Source organism: Hymenobacter sp. J193, assembly GCF_024700075.1.
Taxonomy (GTDB): Bacteria; Bacteroidota; Bacteroidia; order Cytophagales; family Hymenobacteraceae; genus Hymenobacter.
In genome coordinates, this window is record NZ_JAJONE010000001.1 from 1458291 (window position 1) to 1479257 (window position 20967).

Below are 20967 nucleotides of genomic sequence, written 5' to 3' on the forward strand. Positions count from 1 at the left end.
GTCATTCGCGGTCTGGACACAACCGTTCGCGCCTTCGCCTCAATCATTCGCGGTGCCGCCCCGGACATTCGCGGCCTCGCCTCAATCATTCGCGGCATGGGCGCGGTTGTTCGCGGTGTCGCCCCGGATGTTCGCGGCCCGGATTCAGTCGTTGCGGGTGTGGGTGCGGGTTTTCTCCCGACTGTCATGACGCCGTATACTCAGAATATGCAATAGGCCGTAGGGACGGGGCTTGCCCCCGCCCATCGTTGAACAGAGTCGTTGCAAAGGCGCCAACGTCCGGGCGGGGGCAAGCCCTACCCCTACTCCTACCCGCGCCTAGTACCGCTCCAGGTCCTGCTTGCGGTAGGCATCAATAGCCAGCAGGATGAACAGCAGCGTGGTAAACGACCAGAGCGAGGAGCCCCCGTAGCTGAAGAAGGGCAGCGGAATGCCCACCACCGGGGCCAGCCCAATCGTCATGCCGATGTTGATGCTGAAGTGGAAGAAGATGATGCTGGCCACACAGTAGCCGTAGGTGCGCCCAAACACGGATTTCTGCCGCTCGGCCACGTACACTATGCGCCCCAGCAGCGCCACAAACAGCACAATCACCGTCATCGTACCCAGCCAGCCCCACTCCTCCCCCACGGTGCAGAAAATGAAGTCGGTGCTCTGCTCGGGCACGAAGTCGAACTTGGTTTGGGTGCCCTGCAGGAAGCCCTTGCCGGTGAACCCACCCGAGCCGATGGCAATTTTGGACTGCGTGACGTTCCAGCCCACGCCCAACGGGTCGGCCGAGGGGTTGATGAGCACCTCGATGCGCTTGCGCTGGTAGTCGTGCAGCACGCTGTTAAAGAAGTAATCCACCCCGAACACCATCCCGATAACCACGGCCCATACGCTAAGCGCCACCGGCAGATGATGGCGCATCACCCGGGTATTGAAGGCAAAAACCAGCCCTAGAATCAACGTGAAGACCCCTATCAGCCACAGCTTAGGCACCAGCAGCGCCAGAATAAGAATGATGGCCGCGGCAGCCAGCACCAGCAGAATCAGCGGCGACATACCCTCTCGGAAATAAGCCAGCAGGAACGCCCCAAACACCAGCGCCTGCCCGGTTTCGTTGGCCCACACAATCAGCAGGGGCGGCAGCAGTGTGAGGCCGGCCAGCACCAGCTGGTCGCGCCAGTTCTGGTTGCGCAGGTTGATGCCCGCCATGTAGCGCGACACGGCCAGGGCGGTAATGAACTTGGCAAACTCGGCGGGCTGCAGGCGCACCGGCCCCAGCTCCAGCCAGGACCGGGAGCCTGCAATGGGCCGCGCAATCAGCGGGGTGATAATCAGTAGGGCAATCATCAGCCCGTAGAGCACAAAGGCAAACGTGTCGTAGGCCTTGTAGTCAATCACCAGCAGCACCACGATGAGCACCACCGTAGTACCAATCCAGACCAGCTGCTTGCCGTAGTTGAACTCGAAGTTGAACAGGGAGCCAGCCGGGGCCTCGGGCGAGTAGCTGGCCGCGTACACGTTCAGCCAGCCCAGCAGCACCATCAGCGCATACAATCCCACCGTCACCCAATCGATACTGCGGCTATAGCGGGCGGGAGAAGACATTGGAAGGAAGTTTCTGGTTGCTGGTTTTTAGTTGCTGGTTGCTGGTTGCCTGGCTGATAACTAGAAACCAGCAACTCTTTTTAGTGTCGGCGCGTCAGGAAACGGTCGGCGGGGCCGGGCAGCCAGGTTTCCCAGCGCTTCCGCCAGGGGGCTACTTTGCCTCGCAGGTATTTTTCCATGAGCAGAGAGGCCAGCGGCGCGGCGGAAAGCCCCCCGAAACCGGCGTTTTCAATAAACACCGCCACCACAATCTTCGGGTCCTGGGCCGGCGCAAAGCCCGCGAAGGTAGCGTGGTCCTCGCCGTGGTAGTTTTGCACGGTCCCGGTTTTGCCGGCCACCGAAATGCCCACATCGGCCAGGGAAGCCAGGTTGGCCGTGCCCCCGCGCCCGTCTATCACCTCCTGCATGCCCGGCACCAGGGCCTCAAAGTGGCGGGGCTCAATGGGCAGACGGTGCTGCACCCGGTACTGGGGCAGCGGCCCCTGCCGGCCCACGCTGCGCACAAAATGTGGGGTGTAGTACCATCCCCGGTTGGCAATAATGGCCAGGATGTTAGCCATCTGCAGCCCCGTAATGCCAATTTCGCCCTGGCCGATGCTGAGCGAGTACACCGTGCGGAAGTTCCAGTGGTTTTTGCCGTACTGCTTGTTGTAGAAGTTGGGCGAAGGAATCAACCCCATCCGTTCCCCCGGCAAATCCACGCCCAGGTGCTGGGCCAGCCCGAAGTTGACCACCTGCTGTCGCCAGTCGGCCAAACCCAGGGCAGCGTCCTCGGTTTTGCGGGTCGAGCGGCCGCGCATCACCATAGCCCGCATCACCTGGTAGAAATAGGGGTTGCAGCTTTGCTTGATGGCAATGTTGACGTTGTTGGGCGCCTCGTGGCGGTGGGTGCAGCGCACCAGCTTCCAGTTGCACGGAAACCCCGTTGTGGGCGTCACCACCCCCGCCTGCAGGGCAATGGCCTCGTTCACCAGCTTAAACACCGAGCCGGGCGGGTATGTGGCCATCAGCGGCCGGTCGAACAGGGGCCGCTCGGGGTTGTTGAGCAGCTCCATGTAGCGGTTGCCGAGGCCTTTGCCGGTAAGCTTGTTAGGATTGTAAGTGGGCGCCGACACAAAGGCCAGGATTTCGCCGGTTTTGGGGTCGAGGGCCACTACGGAGCCGCGCTTACCGGCCATCAGCTTTTCGGCCAGGCGCTGCAGCTCCCGGTCGATGCTCAGGTGCAGATCCTGCCCGGCCCTCGACAGCGTATCGAACTCCCCGCCCCGGAAGGCGCCCTTCTCGATGCCGCGCACGTTCACCATGCGGTACTGCACCCCACGCTGGCCCATCAGCTGCTGCTCATAAAACGACTCCAGCCCCGAAATCCCAAGGTTGTCGCCGGCCAGGTAGCGGGCGTACTTGGGCTTTTCGAGGTGCGCCGGCGTTACGGGCCCCACGTAGCCCAGCGCGTGCGCCATCACCGTATCCTGGTAAGAGCGGGCCATCCTCGCCTTGATGCTGAAGCCGGGAAAGTCCATCAGGTTGTCCTGAATGGCCGCCAGCTCGGGCGTGCTCAGGTTGGGCACCAGCGGTGAGGCCTTCACCCGCGAATAGGTTTTGGCCGCCAGCAGCCCGGCGCGCAAGTCCTCTACCGGCAACTGCAGCAGCTGGCAGAACCGAGCCGTATCGAGGGCTTTCACCTCGCGCGGCACCACCATCAAGTCGTACACGGGCGTGTTCTGCACCAGCAGCTTCCCGGCGCGGTCGTAGATGAGGCCCCGGTAAGGCGTCTGCACGATGCGCTGGAGCGTGTTGCGGTCGGCGGCCAGCTTGTAGCTGCCATCGAGCACCTGGATATAAAACAACCGCGTCGCAAACACCACTGCCACGGCCAGAAAAATGGCCATCACCACAAACTTGCGGCCTTCTAAGTATTGCAAAGCAGAAAAACCTGATAAATACGATGTGCCGATACAGTTATCGGAAGCGCAAAGATAACCGGTTGGCCGGTGGGGAAGTTGCAAAAAACCGGGAAGGTGCCCGCGCGCTACCGGCTACGGCGGCCGGCCGGAAAAAACACCAGCTGCACAATCAGCAGCACCAGGCCCGTGAACAGCACGCTCACGAAAACCTTACCCAGCGTGAGGCCCACGGCCCGAAACCCACCCAGCTCCGCAAAGAAAAATGCCGCGTGGTGAATAGCCAGCAGCAGCACCACGTACACCCCAAACCACTGCCAGCCCATGCGGTGAATGTTTACCGAGTCGGAGGCGTCGTATCCGTCGCGGGGGGTGAGCAGGCGCAGCACCCAGGGGCGCAGGTAGGCCACCAGCACCGTAGCCACCGCGTGCACTCCGCCCGAGTCGAAGAATACGTCCATGCTGATGCCCATGGCAAAGCCCAGCAGCAGCTGCACCACAATGGGCGTGGCTATGGGCAGAAACAGCAGAAAGCCCAGGTACAGAAAGCACCAGCCCAGCCCGAACAGGCCGGTGGGCGTCACGTGGCTTACCACAAACACCTGCAGGCAGGCGTAGAGCGCAAACCGTAAAACCTGAATGAGCAGGGTACCAGCTATGCCACGCATCAGGGTTGCCCTCCTTCCGGCTTGATGCCCGCGCGCACCGTCAGCGTATCGCGCTGGGCCTGGGCGCGGTTGGCTACCACGTACACGTAGGTAAGGTTGGAAAAATCGGGCGCCAGGCGCACCTGCACCGTCCAGAAGTTCTTGTCGGGCTCCTTCACGAAGCTTTCCACCCGCCCAATGAGCACGCCCTCCGGAAACACCGCGTTGTAGCCCGACGTCACTACCGTGTCGCCGCGCACGAGGCGGTTCTGACGCGGGATGTAGTCGAGCAGCACGCGGGTGGGGTCGTCGCCTAGCCACTTAATGCTGCCGAACGTGCCGTCGCGCAGGATCTTGGCCGAAATAGCCGTTTTGGAGTGCAACACCGACGATACCGTGGCGTAGTTCTCGCTCACCACTTTCACCCTACCCACCACACCCGCTGCCGCCACCACGCCCATGCCCGGCTTCACGCCCTGCCGGCTGCCCACGTTCAGGGTCAGGTAGTTATCCACCCGCCGCAGCGTATTGCTGATGACGCGGGCCGGCACCAATGGGTAAGCGGGGTCCTGGGTCGGCAGGCTGCGCAACCCCAGCAAAAGCGAATCGGGGCGACCCAGGCGCTGAATGCGGGCCTGCGTGAGGCTGTCCTGCCGCACGGGCAGCACGGCCGCCACACGCCGGGCCGTATCCGGCGGGTACAGCTGTTGGCGCAACGTGGCGTTTTCCTCCATCAGCGCCTTGTTTACTTCCACCAGCCGAAAGTAGTCGTACACGCGGGTCCGCAGCGCTAGGAATTGCCCGGTGTAGGCATTGGCTGAGTTGAAGAAAGCTGCCCGCTGATAGTCGCTGTTGCGCAGCAGCAAAAACACGCTCAACACCTCCAGCAGGCCAAATACCAGCATACCCCGGTACCGGAACAGGAAGGCGAAGAGGTTATTCACTTGAAAAAGATGGTTAAATGGCTGGATGGTTAAATGGCTGGTCGTTCCAATAGGTCATCAGAACAATCAACTATTCAACCATCCAGCCATTTAGCTATTACGTCAGCAGCACGCTGCGGAAGGCCTGGATGTTCTTGATGGCGGCGCCGGTGCCGCGCACCACGGCGCGGAGCGGGTCTTCGGCAATGTGAATGGGCAGCTTGGTTTTGGCTGCCAGGCGCTTGTCGAGGCCGCGCAGCAGGGCGCCACCACCGGTCAGGTGAATGCCGTTTTCGTAGATGTCGGCCGACAGCTCGGGCGGGCTGATTTCCAGGGCCTTCAGCACGGCTTCCTCAATCTTGGCCACCGATTTATCGAGGGCAATGGCAATTTCCGACGATGTCACCTTGATTACCTTTGGAATACCAGTCATCAGGTCGCGGCCGCGCACCTCAAAGTCGGGCGGTGTCTGGTCCAGTTCGGTAAGGGCCGCGCCTACCTCAATCTTGATGCGTTCGGCGCTCCGCTCCCCAATCAGCAGGTTGTGCTGGCGGCGCATGTAGTCCAGAATGTCCTGGTTGAAGACGTCCCCGGCGGTTTTGATGCTCTGGTCGCACACAATACCAGAAAGGGCAATAACCGCAATTTCGGTGGTACCGCCTCCGATGTCGATGATCATCGAGCCCACAGGCTGCTCCACGTCGATGCCGATGCCGATGGCAGCCGCCATGGGCTCCTGAATCATCCACACTTCCTTGGCGCCGGCGTGCTCGGCGGAGTCCCGCACGGCGCGTTTCTCTACTTCCGTGATGCCCGAGGGAATGCAGATAACCATCCGGTGCGAGGGCTGAAACAGCCGCGTCCGGGTGTCAATCATCTTGATCATTCCCTTGATCATTTCCTCCGCAGCGTGGAAGTCGGCAATTACGCCGTCTTTGAGGGGACGAATGGTTTTGATGTTGTCGTGGGTCTTTTCGTGCATCTGCTGCGCCTGCCGGCCCACGGCAATTACTTTATTGGTCGTGCGGTCTTTTGCGATGATGCTCGGCTCATCCACCACGATTTTGTCGTTGTGAATGATAAGCGTATTGGCCGTGCCCAGGTCAATGGCAATGTCACTGGTCAGAAAATTGAAGAAACCCATTGAGTAGCGGCAAATGAATGAGAACGGGCGGGTTGCGCCCGTCAAAAGTGGGGCAAAGGTAAGCAGGAATTGAGTGACAAGTGATACGCGGCAGGTAACAGGCCGCACATAGAAACGAGTACCTCTAACATGCTTCCAAGCCGGCTGATAATGCTACAAGCCCGACCGTATACCTACGACCGGGCTTGTAGAAGAACAGGAACGACTGCCTCGAACCTGTTACGTGTAACCTGTCACCTCATCACTCACCTTAGTGCTTGAAGTGCCGCACGCCCGTGAGCACCATAGCCATGCCTAGCTGGTTGGCGGCCGTAATGCTGTCCTGGTCCTTGATGGAGCCGCCGGGCTGCACCACCGCCCGGATGCCGGCTTCGCCCGCAATTTCCACGCAGTCGGGGAAGGGGAAGAAGGCATCGGAGGCCATAACGGCGCCCTGCAGATCGAACCCGAAGGCGCGGGCCTTCTCAATGGCCTGGCGCAGGGCGTCCACGCGGGAGGTCTGGCCCACGCCCGAAGCCAGCAATTGCCCGGCCCGTGCCAGCACAATGGTGTTACTCTTGGTATGCTTGCAGATTTTGAGGGCAAACGCCAGCGCCGCCGTCTCCTCGGCCGTGGGCGCGGACTCCGTAACGGTGCGGAACTCCCGGGGCCCTTCTACCACCCGGTCGAAATCCTGCTCGATGACACCGTTGAGCAGGGTTTTGATTTGCTTCTGCGGGAACTCAACGGGCTTCTGGCGCAGCAGAATACGATTTTTCTTGCCTTGCAGCACCGCCAAAGCATCGGGTGCAAAATCGGGCGCAATCAGCACTTCGAAAAACAGCTTGTGCAACTCCTCAGCCGTAGCCACATCCACCGGCCGGTTCACGATGATGACGCCCCCAAACGCCGACACCGGGTCGCAGGCCAGGGCGTTCAGATAGGCTTCGGTGAGCGTATCGGCCTGGGCCACGCCGCAGGCATTGGTGTGCTTGAGAATGGCGCAGGCGGCCGGTCCATCGGCCTGAAACTCCTGCATCAGCAGCACGGCCGCGTCTACATCCACAAGGTTGTTGTAGCTGAGCTGCTTGCCGTGCAACTGGTCGAACAGCGCCGCCAGGTCGCCGTGGAAAGCGCCCTGCTGATGAGGATTTTCGCCGTAGCGCAGCGGGGTAATCAAGGAGGAATTTGCGTCCGTTGATTGCTCGTTACCCAGGAAATAGGCGTGAATCTGCGTGTCGTAGTGCGAGGTGGCCCCGAAGGCGGCGGCGGCGTACTGGCGGCGGTTTTCCAGGGAAGTAGCGCCGTTCTGTTCGGTTAGCAGCGTGGTCACGGCCTCGTACTGGTCGCGGCTGCTGACCACCAGCACGTCGCGGTAGTTTTTGGCGGCCGCGCGCAGCAGGGAAATGCCGCCGATGTCGATTTTCTCAATCACATCAGCTTCCGGCGCCCCCGAGGCTACGGTTTCCTCGAAGGGGTACAGGTCCACAATCACCAGGTCGATGGGGGGAATCTGGTGCTCGGCGGCCTGGGCCACGTCGGCGGCCTCGTGTCGGCGGTGCAGAATGCCCCCGAATACGGTGGGGTGCAGGGTTTTCACGCGGCCCCCAAACACTTCCGGGAAGCCCGTCAGGCTTTCTACCGCCGTCACGGGCACACCCAGCTCCTCGATGAACTTCTGGGTGCCGCCCGTAGAATACAGCTGCACGCCGTGTTGGGCCAGCACCCGGATAAGCGGCTCCAGCCGGTCTTTGTAATACACGGAAACCAAGGCAGAGCGAATGGGCTGCATCATAACAAGAAAAGGTTGAACTGGACGACGCCGCGAAGGTAGGCAGCGCCCGGTTAGCTACCCAAGCCCCGCGCCAATTTGCTGATAGGCCCGCTGCCCGGCAGCACTCCTTCTCTGACGGCGGGGTGACAAGAAGGGTCCACAAAACTCACTTGACCTAGGGGCGCACATAACCCTTAAGCTCAACTGGAGGTATCAGAGTTACTGTTGTGCTTGCCTGCTTCATTTTCCATGTCCGTTCCTCCTACTCCCACCGCCGAGCTGCCGCTGGCACCTGTGGTGCTGCCCGCCCCCGAAACAGCCGCCGCGCAGCTGGTTCCCCGCCTGTTTGCCCATGCTCCCTTGTCTGATTTCGACGGCGGCTTCCCTGTGGAGGAGTTTACCTGGCTGCGTGACGCGGGCTTGCTCACCGCCGTGCTGCCGCCTGCGCTGGGCGGGGTGGGCCTGACCGATGAGGCGCTGCTACGGGTGCTCTGTCACATCGGGCGCGGCAATCTGGCCGTAGGCCGCGTGTTTGAAGGCCACGTAAACGCTCTACAGCTTATCCTGCGGTTTGGCACCCCGGACCAGCAACGGCGCTGGGCCGCCGATGCCCACGCTGGGCACCTTTTTGGCGTCTGGAACACCGAAGCCGCCGATGGCGTGCAGCTTATGCCCCTGCCCGAAGGCGGCCTGGCCCTGCACGGAGCCAAAACCTTTGCCTCGGGCGCCGGCCACGTCACGCGGCCCCTACTCACGGGCCGGCTTCCCAATGGAGGCTGGCAGATAGTGGTGTTGTCTGCCGATGAGCAGGTACCTGCCCTCGACCCAGCTTTCTGGCTACCGCTCGGCATGCGCGCTTCCGCCAGTTTCCGCGCCGATTTCGCGGGCCTGACGGTGACGCCGGAGCAGCAGCTGGGCCCGCCCGGCGACTATTACCGGCAGCCCTGGTTTAGCGGCGGGGCCATTCGGTTTGCGGCCGTGCAGCTGGGTGGGGCCGAGAGCGTGCTGGATGAAACCCGCCGCTTCCTGCGCCAGCTGGGCCGTACCGATGACCCTTACCAACGCCAGCGCCTCGGCGAAATGGCTACGCTGGTGGAAAGTGGCCGCCAGTGGCTGCGCGCCGCCGCCGAACACGCTGCCCGCCCCGAGGCCACGGAGCAGGCTGAAGCCACTGTGGCCTACGCCAACATGGTGCGCACCGCTATTGAGGAAATCTGCCTGCGGGTGCTGCCCCTGGCTGAACGTTCCGTGGGGGCTCGCGGCCTGTTGCGCCCCGAGCCGCTGGAGCGCCTCCACCGCGACCTGACGCACTACCTGCGCCAACCCGCCCCTGATGCCGCCCTGGCTGATGTGGGCCGCTTCGCCCTGAGCTCCGACATGCCCACTTATCAACTCTGGCATGCCTAGCGCCCCGGCTTTCTTTGTCGATCTGCCTCTGCGGCCTGCTACTGCTGCGCTTGCCTGTGGTCCTACCCTGATAGTAGCCCCGCACCCCGATGATGAAACGCTGGGCTGCGGCGGGCTGATAGCGCTATTGCGGCAAGCGCAGGTGCCCGTATGGGTGGTGCTGGTGAGCGATGGTACGATGTCGCACCCCAACTCCCGGCGCCACCCGCCCGCCGCCCGGCAGGCCCTCCGGGAAGCCGAGTTGCGCGAAGCCCTGGCCCGACTGGGTGTGGCCGATACGGCCCTCACCTGCCTGGCGCGGCCCGATGGTCGGGTAGCTGCCGATGATGCCCAGGCACTGGAGCAGCTAGCTCAGCTGCTGCTAACCAAGCGACCAGCCACTGTGCTCACGCCCTGGCGCCGCGACCCCCACCCCGACCACCGCGCTACCACCGCGCTGGTGCAGCAGGCAGTGGCGCGGCTGCCCACGCCCCCGCGCCTGTTGGAGTACGTGGTGTGGGCCTGGGAGCGGGCTTCCCCTACTGATGTACCCCAGCCGGGCGAAGTGCAGGGCTGGCGGCTGGACATCAGCCCGGTGCTGGCGCAGAAGCAGCATGCACTGGCAGCCCACGCCTCTCAGCTGCCCGGCGGCCCTATCGATGATGATCCTACCGGGTTCTACCTGGCGCCGTCCATGCTCGCGCACTTCGCCCAGCCGTTCGAAACGTACCTGGAAGCGGTGGCAGGTGAGGAGCCTGTATAGAACGACATACCCGAAAGACCGTCATGCTGAGCTTGTCGAAGCATCTCTACCGCTTCGTTGGATTACCACTACAACGAAGCGGTAGAGATGCTTCGACAAGCTCAGCATGACGGGTTAAAAACCACCTTAATAATCTCCTTCCCCTGTTATGAACCCCAACCAGCCGTACAACCTACCTCCGGCCTACTTCGACGACGTGTACCGGGCTAATGACGACCCGTGGAGCTTCGAAACCAGCCCTTATGAGCACGACAAGTACCAGGCTACCCTCGCGGCGCTGCCCCGGCCCTACCACCAGCGCGCATTAGAAATTGGCTGTTCACTGGGAGTGCTTACGGCCCAGTTGGCGCCCCGGTGCCAGGAGCTGCTGGCCGTAGATGTGGCTGAAGCCGCGCTAGCCAGGGCCCGGCATCGGTGCGCGGCCTTCCCTCACGTGCAGTTCAGGCGGATGCAGGTGCCGGATGAATTTCCGGCGGGACAGTTTGAGCTGATCTTAGTGTCGGAGGTGGGCTACTACTGGGATGAGCCGACCCTGCGCCGGGCCGCCGAAACCATGTTTGACGCCTTGCTACCGGGTGGGCAGCTGCTGCTGGTGCACTGGACACCGCTCGTCCACGACTACCCCCTCACCGGCGACGAAGTGCACGAGTTGTTTCTGGAATACGCCCGGCCCGGGGGAATAGCGCAGCATCTGTTGCACCAGCGGCAGCCCACGTACCGGCTCGATCTGCTGGAAAAGAAGCCGGCTTAGCCTGCCGGAGCTGCTGCCTGACTTCGGCTAAAGCCTGCTTCATCGGCACCAGTTCCATTGGCTGTACCTGCCGGAAGCGGGCCAGCGCCCACTCCCACACCAGGCCAAAACAGGCTGCCTGCGCTAAGCGGGATGCCAGTTCGTCGGCCCGCACGTGCAGTTGGGCCGCCAGCAACAGCAGGTCGGACAGGGAAGTTTGAGCCTGTATCCAGAGCAGATGCAGGCAGCGGCACATAATGGCTTCGGCAGCAATCTGATGGCCACCTTCCACCAATGGTTCCTGGCCCGCTGCTGCCTGCCGGGCCCACTCGCTCAGCTGCCACGACAAACCTACGGCCACGCGGCCCACACGGCGGTCGGAAGTAACAACGCGCACGGCCGGGCAGTGGCGCACCCGCAAATCGTGGCGCAGCAGGGCTCGGTACAGAGCTTCATCCTCCAGGTAAGGCACTACGGGCAGCCCCCCCACTGCGCGGTAAGCTGCCGCAGTCAGCGCCAGACTAGCTCCAAAATGCTGGTGGTGGCGCGGCCAGGCGTCGTGGACGCTTGGGTTGAGGCGGGCTTCCAGTTGGGTGCGGGCCAGGTGATAGGCAGCGTCGTGCAGGTGCTGGCGACGCACAGCACACTGCGCCGGGCCGCTGTGCCGGGGCAGGATGCGTCCGCCCACGGCATCGGCGCCCGCGCTGATAGCCTGCTGGGTAGCAGCCAGCCAGGTGGGCGCTACCTGCGTGTCGGCATCAGTAGAGAGAATCAGTCCCTGGGGGCGTCCTACGGCTTCGAGGCGGCGGCAGGCTTCGTCCATCAGCAAGCGGCGGGCACGCCCTACGTGCGCCTCCGCCGGTGGCAGCCGCAGTTCGGCCACCTGAATCTGCCAGGCAGGATGAGCGGCAGCAAAACGGCGGACTATCTGGGCAGTGGTATCAGTACAGTTGTTGGCCAGTACCAGAATTTCAAACGTGGCAGGGTCAAGCGGCTGGCCGGCCAGCGTGGTCTGGGCGGTGAGAGCGGCCAGGGAAGCCGGCAGATCGGCCGCTTCATTTTTGGCGGGAATAATAACAGAGGCAAGCAAAGCCGGGTGGGGCGCCACCGCCATGCGTAGCGGCGCTATCAGCAACTCAACGGGCCCGGCAGAGAAGTGAAATAGTTGGGGAGAAACCAAATCCATAAGTCCCACTCCTACGGAATTGTCGAGCTTTGGATGAAGCTCGACAAAAGAAATGCCGATGGAGGAGCCGCTATCTGTAGTTCTACTGCCGGAGCGAAAAACGAATTAGAAGGCTTCGTTGAAGGCAAAATATAGCCCGCTGGACTGCCCCGAGCCTACCCCATAATCAATACGGATGCTCAGCCGGTCCTGCCGGTTGACATCGATGCGCAGGCCCGCGCCGCCGGCTAGGTTGAACTCACCGGGCCGGAAGTCGGTGACCTGGGGCTGCACCTGGCCGGCACTGCCGAACACTACCCCCCGCAGCCGCCAGAACAGCTGCTGGCGCAACTCTACCTGGGCGGCCAGCAACTGCCGGTCCCGGAAGCGCCCTTCATAGATGCCCCGCATCATTCGCTCCCCCGCCCAACTGCGCCAGCTCCCGAAATGGTACAGTGCCGCCATGAAACGTGCCCAGCACCTGCCCGGCCAGGACCGTTCGCTCGGTTTCCTTCGAGCCCAGCACCTGGTAGCGGCGGGCATCCACCTGCAGGCGCGAAAAGGTGAAGTCACTGCCCAGCGCCTTACCCACCAGCAGGGCACTGGCATCCAGAAAGTTGCCGTGGTGGGCGCTTAGAATGTTGTCGCGGGTATCGTAAATAAGAGACGGTCCCAGGCCGGATGTCAGCGTGTTTTGCCGCTCCCGCTCATTGCGCTCCAGCAGCCAGTTGGGGCGGGTGCCATCATCCGTCAGGGGGTCGTCGATCCGGAGGCGGTGCAGGTTGGTGAGGCGGTAGAGCCCGCCCACGAACAGGCCCGGCCGCAGCCGCTTGAGCACGCGCTGGTTGAGAATGAACAGGCGGTACGAAATGTCGCTTTTCTCGCTTTTGCGGGTATCGTTGCCTACGCCGTAGTAATAAATCGGCAGGTTGAAATACTGGGCTTCCCCGCTGATGAAGTATCGCTCGCCGGGCGTGAAGATGGCGTGGGTGAAGCTGGCGCTGGACTGCTTGCGCTGGGTGCGGTAAGTCAGCAGGCGGGCATTGGAGCTGCGCGTGGTGGTATCCTGCCCAAAGCGCCACACCGGCAGCACGGCGGCTCCATAAGCCACACCGGTTTCGGGCTGCGAAAACACGATGGGCAGCGCAGCCACTTTCACGCGGCGCGTTTTTTTGGCGGCTTTGCGGGTGGCTACTGAGTCGGCAGACGATTGGGCGCCGACGGCCAGGGCCAGCAGCGTTAGCGACAATGTGGCGCTGGCACGAAGTAAGAACATAGAGAGGCAGGAAGAGTAGGGTCTAAATGTACCGATTTAGACCCTACTCTTCCTGCCTCAAATCAGGCATAGCAACGGAGGCTAAAATGCCTCGTTCACCCCGAAGTACAGGCCGCTGTTGCCGCCCGAGCCTACGCCGTAGTCGAAGCGGATGTTGAGCCGGTCGCGGCGGTTGAACTGAAAGCGCACCCCCGCGCCGCCGGCCAGCTTGATGCCGCTGAAGGACATATCCTGCAGGTGCGGGGCCACCTGGCCCACGCCCGCAAACACGGCTCCGTTCAGGCGCCAGAACAGGTGGTGCCGGATTTCTGTTTGGGCGGCCAGCAGCTGCCGGTCGCGGAAACGGCCCTCGTATATACCCCGCAGCAAACTCACGCCGCCCAGGTTGCCCAGCTCCCGAAACGGCACCGTGCCGTTGTGAAAAGTGCCGATAACCTGACTGGCCCAGATAGTGCGGTTGGAGCCCAGGGGCTGAAAATAGCGCCCATCCACCATGTAGCGCGTGAAGGTGTAGTCACTGCCCAGGCCCTTGAGGTTGAAAAGCGTCTGCAAGTCCAGGTAAGCACCTTTGAACGTGCTCAGAATCACGTCCCGGCTGTCGTAGATAAACGTGGGGCCGGCACCGGATATGCGGAAGGGCTCTTTTTCGCGGGGCGTCAGCTCGGAATAGTAGAGGTTGGCACCTGTTTCCTCATTGTTCAGCTCCTGCTTGGCGCGCAGGCTGCGCAGGTCGGCAAAGCGGTACTGCAAACCCAGAAAGGTGTAGCGGTGGATGCTTTTGAGGGCGCGCTGGTTGATGGTGAGCAGCTTGTAGGCAATTTCGCTTTCGTCTTCCTTCCGGGTGTCGTTGCCAATCCCGTAGAAGAAAATAGGGTAGTCGAAGTACTGAATATCACCGATGAGCAGATAGCGCTCCTGCCGGGTGAAGATGGTGTGCGAGAGCTGCAGGTTCAGTTGCTTTTTCTGGGAAAACCAGCCGCCGAGCCGCCCGTTGGACTTGCGCACCGTGGTGTCGCGGCCGTGCCGCCAGGTGGGCAGAAACGTAGCACCGGCCGCAAACCCGGTTTCTGGCTCGTAGAATATGACCGGCGCGGGAATAAAGCTGGGCTTGTCGGCGGGGTCTTTGGGTGGCTGCGCGGTGGTGGTTGTCGGCGGGGTGGCAGTTGGGACGGGCTCAGCCGTCACGGTCGGGACCGGCGCAATGGCGGCGGAATCGACGGCAACGGGCGTGATTTGGGCAACGGCGGCCGGTGCCAGCCACAACGTGGCCAGCAGCAGGGTAAGAATACGCATGGGAAGTCGGGGAAGGTGAAGTAAGCAGCCACCTCAATAGGCCGGCCTCCTTTCCTAACGTACCGGTCCCGGCGCGGGTTATCCGCCTACCTCCACCACCAGCATCGACAGCACCCCGGCCAGCATAATGAGCTTGCACCACAAGCTTAGCTGCGCGAAGTGGGCTTTGCGGTCGGCACGGGCTAAAAGCCGGGCCAGCGCCGCCAGGGGCAACAGGACCAATACCAGCAGCCAGGCCGCCAGCCACCACCAGCCCAGCTGCACCGACTGCCACACGGCCCCGCTCACCAGCAGCGCCAACAGTAACAGAAAGAAACCAGCTACCCACTGGGTGCGGGCCACGCCGGCCACAATGGGCAACGTGCGGCAGTCGTGCTCGGCGTCCCCGCGCATATCCTCCACGTCCTTGATGATTTCGCGCACAACCGAGAGTAGAAACGCCGCCAGGGCGTACACCCACACGGTACTTACGCCCGTGCGCAGCTGCAGCTCCGGCGTAAGCACCGAAGCCGCCGTGAGGGCCGCAATGCTCAGGTTGCCTACCAACGCCATACGCTTGAGGCGCACCGAGTAGCCCCAGAGCAGCAGCCCCGACGCCGCGTGCACCAGCCCCAGCAGCGGCGACAGCGCCCCGCTCACCAGCATCCCGATGCCCGTAAGCAGCAAATGGGCCAGCATGGCATGACGGCGGTTTACGGCCCGGCCTACCACCAGCCGGTCGGGCCGGTTGATGGCGTCAATCTTGACGTCGTAGTAGTCATTGATGATGTAGCCAGCGGCCGCTACGCACAGCGTGGACAGCAGCAGCAGAGCAAAGCGCACATCGAGCAGGCTGGCGGCGGGCATATGGCGGTGCAGCAACCCCACGCGCACCAGCACCATGCACAAAGCCAGCAGCAGCAGGTTGGGCAGGCGCACCAGCTGCACCAGCTCGCGCAGGCCGCGCCAGGGGCTTCGTGTATCAGCGGTGGAAGAAGGCTGCACCATTAGTTGCTTGTTCACCTGTACGGCGTAAAGATGCCACCCCGACGCCGAAACCGGGTGCCGGCTGTCTAAAAAGAAAGCCTCTCCGGCTGGAGAGGCTTTCCGCATGCAAAAAATCTGAGTAGATGGGTCGCCTATACTTTCTTCACGTTCACCGCATTCACGCCTTTGCGGCCTTCCTGGGTATCAAACTCCACGCGGTCATTCTGCTGAATCTGGCCCCCGTTAAGGCCGGTAACATGAACGAAGAAGTCTTCCTTCGTGCCGTCTTCTGTAATGAAGCCGTAGCCCTTCGCCTCATTATAGAATTTTACGGTTCCTGTTTTCATGAAAAGTATGCAAAAAAGTGAATGGATGATGTTGTAAAGATATAGGCATTTACCAAAATCGCAACTCCACTTTTACGCGGTTCTACAAGCCAAAAAAAGCGTAGGCAGCCCGACCTTACCAGGTGCCCTGCTGCTTCATAGTGGCTTCAATCAGCTCACGCACGGCCCCTTTGCCGCCCGGCAGCGCCGCCACAAATGCGCTGATGGCGCGCACATCCGCGGCGGCATCGGCGGGGCAGGCAGCCAGGCCGCAGCGGCGCATCACCTCTACGTCGGGCATGTCGTCGCCCATGTAGGCAATGGTAGCCGGGTCGAGGCGGTGCAGGTTGATGTACTTGTTGAAAACGACCATCTTATCATCCACACCCAGGTAGATATCTTGCACGTCCAGGGACTCCAGGCGGCGGCGCACGCCCTCTTCCTCGCGGCCCGAGATGATGATGACGCGGTAGCCCTTGCGCAGGGCGTGCCGGATGGCATACCCGTCGCGGATGTGGAAGGCGCGGGCCTGCTCGCCTGAGTTCAGGGCCAGCAGCGTGCCATCCGTCAGCACGCCGTCCACATCAAAGATAAATGCCTTGATAGCCGATAAATTCATCATATGGCAAGTGGGTTAGAAGGTAACAGGTGACAAGTAATACGTGACAGGTAATCAGCCGGCAACTTCTATACAGGTATATAGGCGAGGTTGGCACCTGTTGCCTGTCACTCACCATCTATTGATTGTCGCGCCACTCGTATACCCATTTGGCCTGGATCTGCTCCAGGTGGCCTTCGGTGGCCTGCTCGCGGGTGCCTTCGAAGTTGGGCAGCGTGAGTATCCAGTCCAGCAGGTCGGTGAAGCGGATACGGTAGATTTTGGCCTCCGTGAAGTCGTCGCCGAATTTCTCGTACAGGGCCATGGCAATATCCTCGTGGTCCTGCCAGTGAATCGGGGGCTCGAAATAAGTCATCGGGTGTTATGGGCTGATGTGCTAATGTGATTGAATGTGCTAATGTGCTGATGGGGTTGAAGGCACTGGGGTGCTAATGAACAAGAGTTATTAGCCTAGCAGCACATTCCCCCACCTTAGCACATTAAACATTAGTGACCCAGGAAGTGCTGGGGTGGAATGCGGATGATCAGGTCGCTGGTAGAGGCCTGCACCACGCACTGACAGCCCAGGCGCGAGTTGATGCGCGGGTTCACGGCGCGGTCGATGAAGTCCTCTTCCTTGTCGCTGATTTCGGGCAGGTCGTCTTCGCCCTGCACTACATACACGTGGCAGGTACTGCAGCCGCACACCCCGCCGCAGTTGTGCTGCAGCTGAATGTCGTTGTTGAGGGCCACGTCTAGTACAGATTCGCCCTCGGCGGCCACGTGCGTCTGCGCGGGCTGCCCGTCTTCAAATTGAAAGGTGATATTGACGGTTTTCACGGCGTGAAGGTGTATGGGCAAATTGAGGGCGCAAAGGTACGCAGGCCGGCTCCCCCATCAAAGCTACGTCGTACGCTCCTCGTGTTGGCGCCGGATGCTGGCGGAAAGCTGCTCGTACAAAGCCTGCCAGTTGGGGTGGTCGGCCAATAACCGCTGATGCGCCTGCATTGTTGGCACATCGGCGCGCACGGCCGGGCCGGTCTGACCCTGAAACGGCGGATTTGTCAGGGCTTTTTCCACTGTTTCGCGGATGAGCGGCTCCAGCAATGGCCACGGCAGCCCCGCTGCCCCCAGCAGTTCCTGGCTGATGCCCAGAAGGTGATACGGAAAGTTGCAGGCAAACACCGCCGCCACGTGCAGAGCCTGGCGCTGCGGCGTGGCTACCAGCTGCGCTTTTTCCGGGCTCAGGCTGCGAGCCAGCGCCAATAAGGCTGTTTCAGCGGCAGAGTCAGCGGCCTCTACGCAGATGGGCACCTGCGCCCAGTCTACGGCACGGCCGGCACTGAAGGTTTGGAGTGGATACCACACGCCTCCGCGTACTTCTGGCACCGCGGCAACCGCGGCCAGCGGCACCGAGCCGGAGGTGTGGGCTACTATGCTGCCTGCCGGGAAACGTACCGCGCTGACAACTTCGGCCACGGCCGCGTCGGATACAGCTACCAGGTAGATATCGGCAGCGGGCAGTGGCCCGGGGCCGGCTACGGGCAGCGCCCCGGGCGCCAGCGCAGCCAGCTCAGTAGCAGCGGCCAACGAGCGGCCCCACACGGCGGTTACCTGGTGCCCGGCCCGTGCCAGTGCTGGCACCAGGTGGCTGGCTACGCGGCCGGTACCCAGCACCGCTACCCGAAACGGCCTATCCGCCGGAAAATGATGCTCCATAAACCCAAAGGTGGAAGGAATAAATCGGCTTTACTTGTGCAAGGCCCGGGCTGACGCAACAGACCAGCTGGTTAGCCACGGTAAATACCGCCGCAATGCGCCGTCTGCTGCCCACAAAAAAGTCCGGCTCCTGAAGCAGAAACCGGACTTTTTCGCGTCAGCAGAACCTTTAGGCTACCTGCACCGGGCGCTTACGGGCAGCGGCCACGGGCTTAGCGTTGGGTTTGCGGTTCTCGCGGCCGCGCTGCACCAGCGCTATGCCAAAGCCCAGCGCCATGAGCAGCGTACCGCTCCAGAGCAGGTTGATAAACGGCTTTTCCACGGCCTTCAGGATGATGTAGTCCTTCTGGGTGGTGCTCACGCCGAACGTGAATCTCTTGGTAGTAGGGTCCACGTTGTTGAACGACACGCGCAAGCCCAGGTCTTCCACCTCATCGGGCACACGGCCGATCAGGTTGTTGCGCACCACAAAAACGGGGTGCACATGGTACTGCTTTTTCTCGCCGTGCACGATAATGTCGCCCTGAATGGCCACATCCTTGGGTCCCAGCCCCAGCCCGGCCGTAGCCGATTTCTGGGCGGGCTCAATGGCGCGTAGCACCGCAAAGTAGTCGTTGAGGTAGATGGTGTCGCCCACGCTCAGCTGGTGCTCCTTCACCTCGCTCCATTCCTTTTCCTTGGAGGGGTCGGGCACGGTGCTGATGTGGGAGTAGATGTCGTGGCTGAGGAACTGCTTGATATCGGGCGAAGCCAGCAGGCCGCCCATTTCCTCGTTTACCTGCGCCCGCGGATACAGCGTGAAAGCCTCGCCGGACTTGCGGTTCTTGTACTCTACGCGGTAGTACGTATCCTCGGGGCGAATTTCAAGCGTGTCGCCGGCCTTGTAATACACCCGGTCGCCGCGCTTTACGTCGCCGCGGGCCAGGGCCTTGTACTCGTCATCGGTGCGGAAGAGCAGGTCCTTGTTCACGTAGCCGGGCACGCCGGGCACATCCAGGTACTGTCCGGTGTAAGTCACATCGTAATCCTTCATCGGCGCGGCTTCGTTGCGCCACAGCAGCACGTTGTCGCGGTTGATGTCCTCAGGAAAGTCCTTGGAGTACACCAGGCCGGAGCTGTTCTGGGAAATAATGTTGGAGTAGCCCGCCGAAGCCAGCACGCCCAGCAGCATCAGCGCAATACCGATGTGCGCCACGGCCCCGCCGGAGAGGCTCACCCGGCGCTTGAGCAGCACCAGAATCATACTTAGGTTGGCCAGCACCCCAAACATGCCCGCCGTCAGCAGCACGATGTAGGTTGGCGACATTTTCAGGCCGAAGTAGCGTACCAGCAGAATAACCAGGGCCGCACCCAGCAGCGTGAGAATACCCGGCACCGTGAAGGCATTGGAAACGGTTTCCTTGTCGTTGCGCTGCCACCACATCAGCTGGGCAATGCCCGATACCAGGGCCACGCCCACGCCCATCCACAACTGGAACTTGGTGTAGTGCGCAATCTGGTCGGCGGGCAGCGCCAGGTTGGATTTGATGCCGATAAAGCCCAGGAAAGCGTTATAGACCGGAATGCTCGTGGTAACCAGCACCTGAAAAGCACCCAGGCACAGCACCGTGGCGCCCACAAACACCCACAACTCGGGGTTGTAAGTCGTCAGCTCTCTGTCGGAAACCGGAATGGTTTTCCACTTCACCACCAGCAGCGCAATAGCCAGCACCACGAAAGCCCCCAGATAGATCATAAGCTGCCCGGAAAGGCCCAGATCGGTGAAGGAGTGAACGGAGGCGTTGCCCAGCACACCCGAGCGGGTGAGGAAGGTAGCATAGAGAATCAGTAGGAAGGTGGCAATAACCAGCACAAAGGCCGTGCGCAGCCCCGTGCGGCGGCGCTGCCAGAGCACCAGCGCGTGCAGGCCTGCCACCAGCACCAGCCACGGAATGTACACGGCGTTTTCCACCGGGTCCCAGTTCCAGTAGCCGCCGAAGTTCAGCGTCTCGTAGGCCCAGTAAGCACCCATCATAATGCCCACACCCAGCACGGCGCCGCCCACCAGGCTCCAGGTAATGGCGGGCTTCACCCACTTCGTCAGCTCATTTTTCCAGAGGCCGGCAATGGCGAAGGCAAACGGCACCAGCGTGAGGGCAAAACCCAGAAACAGCGTAGGCGGGTGAATTACCATCCAGTAGTTCTGCAGCAGTGGGTTCAGGCCGGTACCGTCCTTCGGGATGAAGTTGGGGTTGAGGCGGAACACCGGCGCGTCGGTCAGGAAGTCGCGCAACAGGATAAAGGGCGAGGAACCGATTTTCACGTTCAGCACCACCACACCCAGAATCATAGAGGTGAGAAACAGCTGCACGCCCGCAAAAACGGCCATTACGGGGGCTTCCCACTGGCGGTTGAAGCGGATGATGATGCCGCCCAGCAGCACGTGCCAGAAAATCCAGAGCAGAAAAGAGCCCTCCTGCCCTTCCCAGAAGCAGGAAATCATGTAGTACACCGGCAGGTGGTTGCTGGAGTGGCTCCAGGCGTAGTAGTACTCGTAACGGTGCCCGTAGATGATGCCGAACAAGCTCACGATAACCGCCAATACGGCCGCCCCATGCACGAAAAACGCGCCCCGCGCCAGCCGCAGCCACGCTGGCTCGGCGTCGCCGAGTGCCCGGCCGCGGGCCGCCTGGTAGTAGGCATAGGTAGCCACAATGGCTGCCACAAACGCCACAATGACACTCAGGTGCCCAACGTCGCCAATGAAAGTATTCATGGAAATTCTGAATTATGGATTCAGAA

At 61.8% G+C, this 20967-nt stretch carries 19 protein-coding genes and 1 pseudogene; 3 read left to right on the forward strand and 17 right to left on the reverse strand.

The window, feature by feature from the left end:
* Positions 1 to 318: 318 nt before the first annotated feature.
* From rodA to purH, 6 genes are all read right to left on the reverse strand, one after another.
* Positions 319 to 1596 (reverse strand): rod shape-determining protein RodA, encoded by a 1278-nt coding sequence (gene rodA / locus LRS06_RS06300; RefSeq protein ID WP_257870707.1) that lies wholly within the window; start codon positions 1594 to 1596, stop codon positions 319 to 321.
* Between the two features lie 80 nt (positions 1597 to 1676).
* Entirely contained in the window at positions 1677 to 3518 is a 1842-nt protein-coding gene (gene mrdA, locus LRS06_RS06305) for a penicillin-binding protein 2 (RefSeq protein ID WP_257870708.1), read from the reverse strand.
* Positions 3519 to 3625: 107 nt separating this feature from the next.
* Complete coding sequence (locus LRS06_RS06310; protein WP_257870709.1) at positions 3626 to 4165, reverse strand: hypothetical protein; 540 nt, start codon at positions 4163 to 4165, stop codon at positions 3626 to 3628.
* Positions 4165 to 5088, reverse strand: coding sequence for a rod shape-determining protein MreC (gene mreC / locus LRS06_RS06315; protein WP_257870710.1), 924 nt, complete (start codon positions 5086 to 5088; stop codon positions 4165 to 4167). Before mreC ends, LRS06_RS06310 begins: the two co-directional genes overlap by 1 nt.
* 97 nt (positions 5089 to 5185) lie before the next feature.
* Complete coding sequence (locus tag LRS06_RS06320) at positions 5186 to 6211, reverse strand: rod shape-determining protein (RefSeq protein ID WP_149070810.1); 1026 nt, start codon at positions 6209 to 6211, stop codon at positions 5186 to 5188.
* 250 nt (positions 6212 to 6461) lie between these two features.
* The gene (gene purH / locus LRS06_RS06325; RefSeq protein WP_257870711.1) at positions 6462 to 7985 is read right to left on the reverse strand and encodes a bifunctional phosphoribosylaminoimidazolecarboxamide formyltransferase/IMP cyclohydrolase; all 1524 of its coding nucleotides are present in this window, start codon (positions 7983 to 7985) and stop codon (positions 6462 to 6464) included.
* Between the two features lie 228 nt (positions 7986 to 8213).
* Here purH and LRS06_RS06330 point away from each other — a divergent pair, with 228 nt between their 5' ends.
* The 3 genes from LRS06_RS06330 to LRS06_RS06340 all read left to right on the forward strand — a co-directional run bounded on the left by LRS06_RS06330 (position 8214) and on the right by LRS06_RS06340 (position 10864).
* Positions 8214 to 9371, forward strand: coding sequence for an acyl-CoA dehydrogenase family protein (locus tag LRS06_RS06330; RefSeq protein ID WP_257870712.1), 1158 nt, complete (start codon positions 8214 to 8216; stop codon positions 9369 to 9371).
* Entirely contained in the window at positions 9364 to 10113 is a 750-nt protein-coding gene (locus LRS06_RS06335; protein WP_257870713.1) for a PIG-L deacetylase family protein, read from the forward strand. Before LRS06_RS06330 ends, LRS06_RS06335 begins: the two co-directional genes overlap by 8 nt.
* Before the next feature lie 148 nt (positions 10114 to 10261).
* Entirely contained in the window at positions 10262 to 10864 is a 603-nt protein-coding gene (locus LRS06_RS06340; protein WP_257870714.1) for a nodulation S family protein, read from the forward strand.
* Positions 10865 to 11408: 544 nt separating this feature from the next.
* Here the strand turns inward: LRS06_RS06340 and LRS06_RS06345 are convergent.
* The 11 genes and pseudogenes from LRS06_RS06345 to ccsA all read right to left on the reverse strand — a co-directional run.
* Positions 11409 to 12029, reverse strand: a pseudogene (locus tag LRS06_RS06345) (glycosyltransferase family 2 protein); the annotation flags it as partial.
* A gap of 105 nt (positions 12030 to 12134) precedes the next feature.
* Positions 12135 to 12422 carry a hypothetical protein gene (locus LRS06_RS06350; RefSeq protein ID WP_257870715.1) on the reverse strand — a complete coding sequence of 96 codons (288 nt, stop codon included), beginning with the start codon at positions 12420 to 12422 and terminating at the stop codon, positions 12135 to 12137.
* Positions 12403 to 13284: an outer membrane protein assembly factor gene (locus LRS06_RS06355; RefSeq protein WP_257870716.1), complete on the reverse strand. Its 882-nt coding sequence runs from the start codon at positions 13282 to 13284 to the stop codon at positions 12403 to 12405. The genes LRS06_RS06350 and LRS06_RS06355 overlap by 20 nt, the downstream gene beginning before the upstream one ends.
* Positions 13285 to 13365: 81 nt before the next feature.
* Complete coding sequence (locus tag LRS06_RS06360; RefSeq protein ID WP_257870717.1) at positions 13366 to 14577, reverse strand: BamA/TamA family outer membrane protein; 1212 nt, start codon at positions 14575 to 14577, stop codon at positions 13366 to 13368.
* Between the two features lie 78 nt (positions 14578 to 14655).
* On the reverse strand, positions 14656 to 15579 hold the full coding sequence (locus tag LRS06_RS06365; protein ID WP_257870718.1) for a geranylgeranylglycerol-phosphate geranylgeranyltransferase: 924 nt from the start codon (positions 15577 to 15579) through the stop codon (positions 14656 to 14658).
* A gap of 116 nt (positions 15580 to 15695) precedes the next feature.
* Positions 15696 to 15890 carry a cold-shock protein gene (locus LRS06_RS06370; RefSeq protein ID WP_196955278.1) on the reverse strand — a complete coding sequence of 65 codons (195 nt, stop codon included), beginning with the start codon at positions 15888 to 15890 and terminating at the stop codon, positions 15696 to 15698.
* 115 nt (positions 15891 to 16005) lie between these two features.
* Positions 16006 to 16491 (reverse strand): HAD family hydrolase, encoded by a 486-nt coding sequence (locus LRS06_RS06375; protein WP_257870719.1) that lies wholly within the window; start codon positions 16489 to 16491, stop codon positions 16006 to 16008.
* Positions 16492 to 16606: 115 nt separating this feature from the next.
* Entirely contained in the window at positions 16607 to 16843 is a 237-nt protein-coding gene (iscX, locus tag LRS06_RS06380; RefSeq protein WP_196955280.1) for a Fe-S cluster assembly protein IscX, read from the reverse strand.
* A gap of 131 nt (positions 16844 to 16974) precedes the next feature.
* Complete coding sequence (locus LRS06_RS06385) at positions 16975 to 17328, reverse strand: (2Fe-2S)-binding protein (protein ID WP_257870720.1); 354 nt, start codon at positions 17326 to 17328, stop codon at positions 16975 to 16977.
* Between the two features lie 42 nt (positions 17329 to 17370).
* Positions 17371 to 18186, reverse strand: coding sequence for a Rossmann-like and DUF2520 domain-containing protein (locus LRS06_RS06390; protein ID WP_257870721.1), 816 nt, complete (start codon positions 18184 to 18186; stop codon positions 17371 to 17373).
* A gap of 169 nt (positions 18187 to 18355) precedes the next feature.
* Positions 18356 to 20941, reverse strand: coding sequence for a cytochrome c biogenesis protein CcsA (gene ccsA, locus LRS06_RS06395; RefSeq protein ID WP_257870722.1), 2586 nt, complete (start codon positions 20939 to 20941; stop codon positions 18356 to 18358).
* Positions 20942 to 20967: the final 26 nt, after the last annotated feature.

Coding starts and splice junctions, on each gene's coding strand:
- rodA (WP_257870707.1), bottom strand. CDS start 1,596: ATGTCTTCTCCCGCCCGCTATAGCCGCAGTATCGATTGGGTGACGGTG.
- LRS06_RS06310 (WP_257870709.1), bottom strand. CDS start 4,165: ATGCGTGGCATAGCTGGTACCCTGCTCATTCAGGTTTTACGGTTTGCG.
- LRS06_RS06320 (WP_149070810.1), bottom strand. CDS start 6,211: ATGGGTTTCTTCAATTTTCTGACCAGTGACATTGCCATTGACCTGGGC.
- purH (WP_257870711.1), bottom strand. CDS start 7,985: ATGATGCAGCCCATTCGCTCTGCCTTGGTTTCCGTGTATTACAAAGAC.
- LRS06_RS06330 (WP_257870712.1), top strand. CDS start 8,214: ATGTCCGTTCCTCCTACTCCCACCGCCGAGCTGCCGCTGGCACCTGTG.
- LRS06_RS06335 (WP_257870713.1), top strand. CDS start 9,364: ATGCCTAGCGCCCCGGCTTTCTTTGTCGATCTGCCTCTGCGGCCTGCT.
- LRS06_RS06340 (WP_257870714.1), top strand. CDS start 10,262: ATGAACCCCAACCAGCCGTACAACCTACCTCCGGCCTACTTCGACGAC.
- LRS06_RS06350 (WP_257870715.1), bottom strand. CDS start 12,422: ATGATGCGGGGCATCTATGAAGGGCGCTTCCGGGACCGGCAGTTGCTG.
- LRS06_RS06355 (WP_257870716.1), bottom strand. CDS start 13,284: ATGTTCTTACTTCGTGCCAGCGCCACATTGTCGCTAACGCTGCTGGCC.
- LRS06_RS06360 (WP_257870717.1), bottom strand. CDS start 14,577: ATGCGTATTCTTACCCTGCTGCTGGCCACGTTGTGGCTGGCACCGGCC.
- LRS06_RS06370 (WP_196955278.1), bottom strand. CDS start 15,890: ATGAAAACAGGAACCGTAAAATTCTATAATGAGGCGAAGGGCTACGGC.
- LRS06_RS06375 (WP_257870719.1), bottom strand. CDS start 16,491: ATGATGAATTTATCGGCTATCAAGGCATTTATCTTTGATGTGGACGGC.
- iscX (WP_196955280.1), bottom strand. CDS start 16,843: ATGACTTATTTCGAGCCCCCGATTCACTGGCAGGACCACGAGGATATT.
- LRS06_RS06390 (WP_257870721.1), bottom strand. CDS start 18,186: ATGGAGCATCATTTTCCGGCGGATAGGCCGTTTCGGGTAGCGGTGCTG.
- ccsA (WP_257870722.1), bottom strand. CDS start 20,941: ATGAATACTTTCATTGGCGACGTTGGGCACCTGAGTGTCATTGTGGCG.